1 protein-coding gene is annotated in these 3,027 nt (G+C 63.3%); it reads left to right on the top strand.

What is annotated here, in order from left to right:
• The coding region (locus tag AC1DWI_RS18020) for an efflux RND transporter permease subunit (protein WP_477725360.1) at positions 1-2,968 on the top strand (2,968 nt) is incomplete at its 5' end.
• Positions 2,969-3,027: the final 59 nt, after the last annotated feature.

The raw sequence follows: 3,027 nt of genomic DNA, 5'->3' as shown, positions 1-3,027 counted from the left end.
GATGACGCTGAACGTCACCTTCAAGCTCGGCACCGACCCCGACAAGGCCCAGCAACTGGTGCAAAACCGTGTCTCGCAAGCCGAGCCGCGCCTGCCGGAAGAAGTGCGCCGCCTGGGCATTACCACCATCAAGAGCTCACCCGACCTCACGATGGTGGTGCACTTGCTGTCGCCCAACGACCGCTACGACATGACCTACCTGCGCAATTACGCGGTGCTCAATGTCAAGGACCGCCTGGCGCGCATCAATGGCGTGGGCCAGGTGCAGCTGTTCGGTTCGGGCGACTATTCAATGCGCGTCTGGCTTGACCCGCAAAAAGTGGCTGAGCGCGGTTTGTCCGCCGGCGACGTGGTACGCGCCATCCGCGAGCAGAACATCCAGGCCGCCGCCGGCGTCGTGGGCGCTTCCCCGGGCCTGCCCGGCGTGGACATGCAGTTGTCCATCAATGCCCAGGGCCGCCTGCAAAGCGAAGAAGAGTTCGGTGACATCATCGTCAAGACCGACAAGGGCGGCGCCGTGACGCGCCTGCGCGATATTTCTCGTCTGGAGCTCGGTGCTTCCGACTACGCCCTGCGTTCGCTGCTGGACAACAAACAGGCTGTGGCCGTGCCGGTGTTTGCCGCACCGGGCTCCAACGCCATCCAGATCTCCGACGATGTGCAGGCCGTGATGAAGGACCTGAAAAAGAGCATGCCCGAAGGCGTGGACTACGAAATCGTCTACGACACCACGCAGTTTGTGCGCTCGTCCATCGAGGCCGTGGTACATACGCTGCTCGAAGCCGTGGCCCTGGTGGTGCTGGTCGTGATCATCTTCCTGCAGACATGGCGCGCTTCCATCATTCCGCTGCTGGCCGTGCCTATTTCTGTCATCGGCACGTTTGCGGTGATGCACCTGTTCGGTTTTTCGATCAACGCGCTCAGCCTGTTCGGATTGGTGCTGGCCATCGGCATTGTGGTGGACGACGCCATCGTGGTGGTGGAGAACGTCGAACGCAACATCGAGGCGGGCCTGAGTCCGCGCGACGCCACCTACCGCGCCATGCGGGAGGTGTCCGGGCCCATCATCGCGATTGCCCTGGTGCTGATCGCCGTGTTTGTGCCGCTGGCTTTCATCACCGGCCTCTCGGGACAGTTCTACAAGCAGTTCGCGCTGACCATCGCGATCTCCACAGTGATCTCCGCTATCAACTCGCTGACCCTGTCGCCKGCACTCGCCGCCTTGCTGCTCAAGAGCCATGACGCACCGAAAGACGCGCTGACCCGCGGCATGGACAAGGTGTTCGGCCGCTTCTTCGCAGGCTTTAACCGCCTGTTCAGCCGCGGTTCCGAAAACTACAGCCGCGGTGTCAAGGGTGCGATTTCGCGCAAGGCCATCATGCTGGGCGTGTACCTGGTGCTGGTGCTGGCCACCGCAGGCCTCTTCAAGGCAGTGCCCAGCGGCTTTGTACCCGGGCAGGACAAGCAATACCTGATCGGTTTTGCCCAGTTGCCCGACGGCGCCACGCTGGACCGCACCGAGGACGTGATCCGCAAGATCAGCGACATCGCCATGAAACAACCCGGCGTGGAACACGCGATTGCTTTCCCCGGCCTGTCGATCAACGGCTTTACCAACAGCTCCAACTCGGGCATCGTGTTTCTCTCGCTCAAGCCCTTCGAYGAGCGCAGGAGTGCAGACCTGAGCGCCGGCGCCATCGCTGGCCAGCTGAACGGAAAATTCGGCGGTATCCAGGAGGCGTTCATCGCCATGTTTCCGCCGCCGCCCGTGCAGGGCCTGGGCACCACCGGCGGCTTCAAGCTGCAGCTGGAAGACCGCGGCTCGCTTGGCTATGCCGCGCTGGACGCCGCCACCAAGGCCTTCATGGCCAAGGCCTACCAGACGCCCGAGCTGGCCGGCATGTTCTCCAGCTTCCAGGTCAATGTGCCGCAGCTCTATGCCGACATCGACCGCACCAAGGCGCGCCAGCTCGGCGTGCCGGTGACTGACGTGTTCGACACCATGCAGATTTACCTGGGCAGCCTGTATGCCAACGACTTCAACAAGTTCGGCCGCACGTATTCCGTGCGGGTGCAGGCTGATGCACCTTACCGCGCCCGCGCTGAAGACATCGGCCTCTTGAAGGTGCGATCGGTCACCGGCGAAATGGTGCCGTTGTCAGCGCTGATGAAAGTCACGCCGAGCTTCGGCCCCGAACGCGCCATGCGCTACAACGGCTTCCTGTCGGCCGACATCAACGGCGGCGCCGCACCCGGCTACTCGTCGGGCCAGGCGCAGGACGCGGTCGCCCGCATTGCGGCCGAGACGCTGCCGCCCGGCATCAGCTACGAGTGGACGGACCTCACGTACCAGGAAATCATTGCCGGCAACTCGGCCATGTGGGTGTTCCCGCTGGCGCTGCTGCTGGTCTTCCTGGTGCTGGCCGCGCAGTATGAAAGCCTGACCCTGCCGATCGCCATCGTGCTGATCGTGCCCATGGGCCTGCTGGCCGCCATGCTGGGCGTGAAGCTGACGGGAGGCGACAATAACATCTTCACGCAGATCGGTTTGATCGTGCTGGTGGGGTTGTCGGCGAAGAACGCGATTTTGATCGTGGAGTTCGCACGCGAGCTGGAGTTTGCCGGGCGCACGCCGCTGCAGGCCGCGATTGAAGCCAGCCGCCTGCGTTTGCGCCCCATCCTGATGACTTCGCTGGCTTTCATCATGGGCGTGCTGCCCCTGGTGCTGTCCTCCGGTGCGGGTGCCGAAATGCGCCACGCCATGGGTGTGGCGGTGTTCTCGGGAATGATCGGCGTGACGGCTTTCGGCCTGTTCCTCACGCCGGTGTTCTACGTCACGCTGCGCCGCCTCACGGGCAACCGTCCGCTCAAGCTGCATGGCGAAGTGCCGCACGTCGAGGCCTTCGCAGGCAGTGGTGGTGCAGGCGCGCACGCGCAGCCGGCAGCGCCCCTCAAGCTTCACGAATAACAACAAGCATCAAAGGTACAGGAGTTCATCATGAACCACACAACGTCCAAACTGCGCAC

The sequence above is a fragment of the Polaromonas sp. P3_C2 genome (genome assembly GCF_056402675.1).
The sequence above is the reverse complement of the archived record's forward strand: the minus strand, read 5'-3'. Positions and strand labels throughout refer to the sequence as shown.